Raw genomic sequence first — 5,226 nt, forward strand, 5'->3', positions numbered from 1 at the left:
GGCGCCGCGGACGCCACGGTGCAGGCGGCGGTGCGGCGCCGACGGCCGACTCGACCTCGGGCAGAGTACGTACGGCGGCCGCGCCGGGCAGGTGGGCCCGCACCTCCCTGAGCGCCCCCTGGTAGGCGGCGTCGGCGGTCTGACCCTGGCGCAACGCGGCCCCGGCCTGCGTCTTGGCCTGTTCCAGGCTGCCCGCGTACGTCATCAGCGCCTCGCCCGCGCCCCGGTACGCCTTGCCCAGCTTGGCCAGCTCGCCCGGCAGCTCGGCCAGCGCCTCGGCGTACTTGGCCGCGTAGTCGCCGCGCATCTTCAGCGCGGAGCCGTCACTTGAGACGACGCCCAGTTTGCCCTTGTTGTCCTCGGCCAGCCGCGCTTCCTTGAGCAGCCGGTCGGCGAGACCTCGCACCTGCCCCGGGTCCCCTGGCGCGGGGTCGCCGGCCAGCCCGAGCACTTCCCATCCGCCCGGCACGTCGTCACGCTCCCGCGCCGCCGCTGAGCGAGGCGTCCAGCTCGCGGTGCTTGGCGATGGCGGTCTTGAGGAACTGGCTCATGCCCTCCAGACCCTGCATGACCTGCCGGGCGCCGGTGTTCCACTGCTCGTAGTCCTGCTGGAACTTGCCCGAGGCCCGCTCCGTGACGAAGTCGCTGCCGACGAGCTGGTCGATCATCGCCTTGAGCTGGGTCAGGCGGGTCTCGATGTCCTCCTTCTCCTTGGCGAGCCGGGTCGCGCTGTTCTCCACCTGCGGGAAGCTCAGGTGATGGGTGCCTGCGGCCATGACGGTTCACTCTCCTTCTGGGTCCGACCAGGCCAGGGTGGCGCTGATCGCGTCGAACAGATCGAGCATGGGCTCGGCCAGGCTCAGGTGCGGGCTGGCGATCACCAGGTCCAGCACGCCGTGGCCGCCGGGCACGGGGACGAGGGTCTGCATGACCGCCGACTCGATCTCGCCGGACTCGACGCCGGTCACGCGTACGGCGCCACCCGCGGGGAGCTCGACGATCTCGACGTCGCGCCAGACGGGCGTGCCCGGCGTGGGCGGGATCGCGACGATGCCCGAGGCGATCTCCTCGACGGTGTTGCCCCTCGGGTCCGCCCGCCCCTGGGTGTGCAGGACCATGAGCGTGGCCAGCACCGTGCCCACGTCCTCCACGTGGTCGGTCATAGCCGCGCCGAACACCGCGCCGTGCCTGGCCGCCACGTCGGCGACCTCGCGTAGCACCTTCAGCAGCACCGGCCGGTGCGGGGCCAGCACGGGCTCGGCCGCGACGCGGGCGTCCACCAGGCGGGCCAGGTCGCCGGTACGCCCGGCACGCCAGACGTCGAACTCGTACCAGGATTCGGGCACCCGTACGGTGAACCCGAAGGGCAGGTCGGCCATCAGCCGTCTCCTAACTGGGCCGTGACGGGGGCGGACCGGGTCGTGGTCGCCGGTGAGGTGTGGTCGGTCAGCGCGAACAGCAGCGACGCGACGATCGTGGCGGCCAGCACGCCCGTGAGCACGCCGAGAGCGAAGGTCCTCATCACGCCCCTCCTGAGCCGGTGGTGAGCGAGTCGGCCAGCGAGCCGTCCAGGGTGCCCGTGCCTTCGACGAGGGCGTCGAGCAGGCCGGCCGCGCGTTCGAGGAGCGCGTTCATCCGCTCCCGGTTGTCGGACGACTCCGCGAAGAATCTCCGCACGGCCTCGTCCACCTTCTCCGAGCCGGTCCGCGCGTCGAGCGCGCCGGCGTTCCCGCCGTCCAGTGCCGCGCGAATGGCTTTGAGATCGCGGGCCACGTTCGCGGCCTCGCGGCGGTCGGCGCTGAATTCCTCAGCCATTCGGCGTCTCCCCCTCGATGGCCTCGAACGGGCGCCAGTCCCGATAAACGGTTTCGACGTCCCTCGTGCCGTCGGCCCGGCTTTCCATGTGCAGTTTCAGGCTGATCGGCAGCCCTTTCGCGTCCACCCGCAGCGTGAATTCGACCGGTCCTTCCGCGCTCGTTCCCGCGTACGCGGCCAGGCTTTCCTCGCCCCTGATGCGGTGGGCCAGGGCCGAGCCGGTGATCGTGCGCCCGCCGGCCTCCTGCGTGCTGGTCACGTTCGACTCGGCCGCGTCGATCAGGGCCTGGATCGAGTGCGGCGAGCTGAGGTCGCGGACGGACGGGGCGCGGCTCTGGTCGCACGGCTCCAGCGGCGGCCGGACGGCGTCGAAGGGCACGCCGGCCGCGACCCCGCTCCTGCCCACCAGGGACACGCGGGTGGTGCGTGGAGCGTTCCCACAGGTCAGCTTCATGTCGTAGGCCGTGGCCGCGTTCGCGTCGAAGCTCAGCCTGCCGTCGGCGACGACCGTCTCGCCGTAACGCGGCACCTCGGTCCGCTGCTCGAACGTGGCCGTACGGCGGCCGACCGCGGCGGCGACGTCGTCGCCCGCCGGGCTCGCGAGCGGCGCGGCCGCCCGGCTGGAGACCAGGACGACCGTCCCGGCCGCCACGGCCACGGCGAGCACGCCCACGGCCAGTCCGGCGAGGTAGGCGGGCCGGCGCCAGAGCGGCGCGGATGCGGGGTCGGCCGCCGGGGGCTCCGGCTCGTAGGGCCTGGTCCGCCGCTCGGCCTCAAGCAGCAGCTCGTGCACTGTGACTCCGGGGACACCGGGGAGGCGGCTGGAGTGGCCGAGCAGGATGCGCACCAGGTCGACGGAGGTCGGGCGGGCGAACGCGTCGGGGCGCCGGCACTCGTCGATCACCGCGCGCAGGGCCGGAAGCAGCCGGTCCAGGTCGGGCTCCGCGCCGCCCCCGGCCACGCGCCCCGTCGCCGCGAACACGACCACGTCGGCCCAGTCCTTGACGTCCTGCGCGGGGAACTCGCTGTCACGCGGCCCCGCCGCGAACGACGCCTGCCCGCCCGCCCCGATCACCACGTTGCCCGGGTGCAGCCGCAGCCCCGCGATCCCGCCCAGGTGCAGCCTGGCCAAGGTGGTGGCGGTGCCTAATGCGAGCAGGTAGAGCGATTCTCCCTGGTACGGCCCCGCCGCCCTGACGACCTCGGCGAGCGATTCGCCCCTTCCCAGGTAATCGCGTGGCCGAAGGGCCAGGCCGTCGCTCCATCCCTGAAATTCCATCGCCGTCCCCGTAGAGCATCCGGTCAGCGCGGCGGGCCCACCGGCATTTCGCTGTGACGCGGTTCAGGTGCGTCAATTCCGGCCACCGGCGGTCCCGTTTTCCGAAAGGTTGTACGCCGTCGGCCGGAGCACGGTTCAAGCGAATTCCGGAAAATCTTTCCCAGGTGCCGCGATGGGTATCGATCTTCCCGCCCGCACTCGCCGGGACTTGACCTTGACGCGACGGCAACGTTTCTCATCGGAGGGGAGACCTTCGCCGAGAAGAGGAACGTGATGCTCAAGACCGCGCTGCGGATCGTCGGATTCGAGCTCAAGGGCCTGGCCGCCATCGGGCGGTGGATCGTGCGCCGCCGGCACGGGGTGCCCGCGGGCGCGACCGTGGTGACGTACAGCAAGGAGCAGACGTTCATGATGACGCTGATGACGTTCGCGATGGCGGTCGAGACCGTGGTGCTCGATCTGCTGCTGGTCTCGCTCGGCGTGCCCGCCTGGCTGCGGTACGCGGTGCTGGTCGCCGACGTCTACGGGCTGCTGTTCGTGGCCATGCTGGTGGCGGCCTGCGTCACCCGGCCCCACGTGCTGACCGCCGGGGAGCTGCGGATCCGGTACGGCGCCTACTTCGACGTACGCGTGCCGCGTGAGCTGATCGCCTCCGTGCGGAGTGGGCGGGCGTACGGGGCGGGGCACATGGTGACCGTCGAAGGCGGGAGGGTCAGCGTGGCCGTCTCCTCGCAGACGAACGTGACGGTGCAGCTCACGGAGCCGATCACCGTGGTCCGCCCGCTCGGCGGCCGGGCCGAGGTCACCTCGATCCGCTTCTTCGCCGACTCCCCCGAGCCGCTCCTGGCCGCCCTGCGCGCCGAACTGCCCGCGCGGTCGTAGCGCCCCGGGCCACCCGCGCCCGGCGAACGCGCGGCCTGCCCCGAGCTGCCCCGGGCCCTAGGCGAACCCCATTTGCGGCGTTACCTTCCATAGAGCACCATCTCGGGATCTTCCACCCTCGACCTCGGATGGAGGCGCCGCCATGCTCTTATCTAGGCACCTGACCTGGAAAAACGGCATGAGATCACCCCTCGTCGCGGCGATCGCAGCACTCACCCTCACCCTGGCCGCCCTCGTGGCGCCCGTGCCCGCCTCGGCGGCCGCGGCGCCGGACCTCTCGCTGGCCAACGTCAAGGCCCACCTGTCCCAGCTCCAGTCCATCGCCGCCGCCAACGGCGGCAACCGGGCCCACGGCCGGCCCGGCTACCTGGCTTCGGCGAACTACGTGAAGTCCCAGCTCGACGCCGCCGGCTTCAGCACCGTCCTGCAGTCCTTCACCTACAACGGCGCCACCGGCTACAACGTCATCGCCGACTGGCCCGGCGGCGACCCGAACGAGGTCCTCATGGTCGGCGCCCACCTCGACAGCGTCACCGCGGGCCCCGGTATCAACGACAACGGCTCGGGCAGCGCGGCCATCCTGGAGACCGCGCTCGAAGTGGCCCGCCAGTCGCTCCAGCCGGTCAAGCATCTGCGCTTCGCCTGGTGGGGCGCGGAGGAGCAGGGGCTGCGCGGCTCGCAGTTCTACGTGAACAACCTGCCGGCCGCCGAGCGGGCGCGGATCAAGGGTTATCTGAACTTCGACATGGTCGGCTCTCCCAACGCCGGATATTTCATCTACGACGGCGACAACTCCGATGGAACGGGCTCAGGTCCAGGCCCGGCCGGATCGGCGGCCCTGGAGCGTACTCTCCAGGACTACTTCACCTCGATCGGCGTGCCGACCCGCGGCACCGACTTCGACGGGCGCTCCGACTACGGGCCCTTCATCGCAGTGGGCATCCCGGCGGGCGGCACGTTCACCGGCGCGGAGGGCATCAAGAGCTCCACCCAGGCCGGCCTGTGGGGCGGCACCGCCGGGCAGGCGTTCGACGTCTGCTACCACCGCTCCTGCGACACGACCGCCAACATCAACGACACCGCGCTCGACCGGAACGCCGACGCGATCGCGTACGCGGTGTGGACGATCGCCACCGCCGTGCCGCCCGCCGTCATCTGGCAGGACACTTTCGAGACGGCCACGGGCTGGACGGTCAACCCGGCCAGCACTGACACGGCGACCACGGGCGTGTGGGAGCGCGGCGACCCGG

General features: G+C 71.7%; 8 protein-coding genes. 2 read left to right on the forward strand and 6 right to left on the reverse strand.

The features are described 5' to 3' along the window. The 6 genes from ABFX54_RS55730 to ABFX54_RS55755 all read right to left on the reverse strand — a co-directional run. Positions 1 to 469, reverse strand: a 469-nt coding sequence (locus tag ABFX54_RS55730; protein ID WP_346115456.1) for a putative T7SS-secreted protein, incomplete at its 3' end; no start/stop codon positions are given. A 4-nt stretch (positions 470 to 473) separates the two neighbouring features. Further along, positions 474 to 776 carry a WXG100 family type VII secretion target gene (locus ABFX54_RS55735; protein WP_346115457.1) on the reverse strand — a complete coding sequence of 101 codons (303 nt, stop codon included), beginning with the start codon at positions 774 to 776 and terminating at the stop codon, positions 474 to 476. A 6-nt stretch (positions 777 to 782) separates the two neighbouring features. After that, entirely contained in the window at positions 783 to 1,379 is a 597-nt protein-coding gene (locus ABFX54_RS55740) for a hypothetical protein (RefSeq protein ID WP_346115458.1), read from the reverse strand. Further along, on the reverse strand, positions 1,379 to 1,522 hold the full coding sequence (locus ABFX54_RS55745; RefSeq protein WP_346115459.1) for a hypothetical protein: 144 nt from the start codon (positions 1,520 to 1,522) through the stop codon (positions 1,379 to 1,381). Before ABFX54_RS55745 ends, ABFX54_RS55740 begins: the two co-directional genes overlap by 1 nt. Beyond that, positions 1,522 to 1,815 (reverse strand): hypothetical protein, encoded by a 294-nt coding sequence (locus tag ABFX54_RS55750; RefSeq protein WP_346115460.1) that lies wholly within the window; start codon positions 1,813 to 1,815, stop codon positions 1,522 to 1,524. Before ABFX54_RS55750 ends, ABFX54_RS55745 begins: the two co-directional genes overlap by 1 nt. Continuing rightward, on the reverse strand, positions 1,808 to 3,094 hold the full coding sequence (locus ABFX54_RS55755) for a protein kinase family protein (RefSeq protein ID WP_346115461.1): 1,287 nt from the start codon (positions 3,092 to 3,094) through the stop codon (positions 1,808 to 1,810). Before ABFX54_RS55755 ends, ABFX54_RS55750 begins: the two co-directional genes overlap by 8 nt. Before the next feature lie 270 nt (positions 3,095 to 3,364). Here ABFX54_RS55755 and ABFX54_RS55760 point away from each other — a divergent pair, with 270 nt between their 5' ends. Continuing rightward, positions 3,365 to 3,976 carry a hypothetical protein gene (locus ABFX54_RS55760; RefSeq protein WP_346115462.1) on the forward strand — a complete coding sequence of 204 codons (612 nt, stop codon included), beginning with the start codon at positions 3,365 to 3,367 and terminating at the stop codon, positions 3,974 to 3,976. Between the two features lie 178 nt (positions 3,977 to 4,154). Further along, the coding region (locus tag ABFX54_RS55765) for a M28 family metallopeptidase (protein WP_346115463.1) at positions 4,155 to 5,226 on the forward strand (1,072 nt) is incomplete at its 3' end.

Source organism: Nonomuraea maheshkhaliensis, from assembly GCF_039529435.1.
Lineage (GTDB): Bacteria > Actinomycetota > Actinomycetes > Streptosporangiales > Streptosporangiaceae > Nonomuraea > Nonomuraea maheshkhaliensis.

Coding starts and splice junctions, on each gene's coding strand:
- ABFX54_RS55735 (WP_346115457.1), bottom strand. CDS start 776: ATGGCCGCAGGCACCCATCACCTGAGCTTCCCGCAGGTGGAGAACAGC.
- ABFX54_RS55740 (WP_346115458.1), bottom strand. CDS start 1,379: ATGGCCGACCTGCCCTTCGGGTTCACCGTACGGGTGCCCGAATCCTGG.
- ABFX54_RS55745 (WP_346115459.1), bottom strand. CDS start 1,522: ATGAGGACCTTCGCTCTCGGCGTGCTCACGGGCGTGCTGGCCGCCACG.
- ABFX54_RS55750 (WP_346115460.1), bottom strand. CDS start 1,815: ATGGCTGAGGAATTCAGCGCCGACCGCCGCGAGGCCGCGAACGTGGCC.
- ABFX54_RS55755 (WP_346115461.1), bottom strand. CDS start 3,094: ATGGAATTTCAGGGATGGAGCGACGGCCTGGCCCTTCGGCCACGCGAT.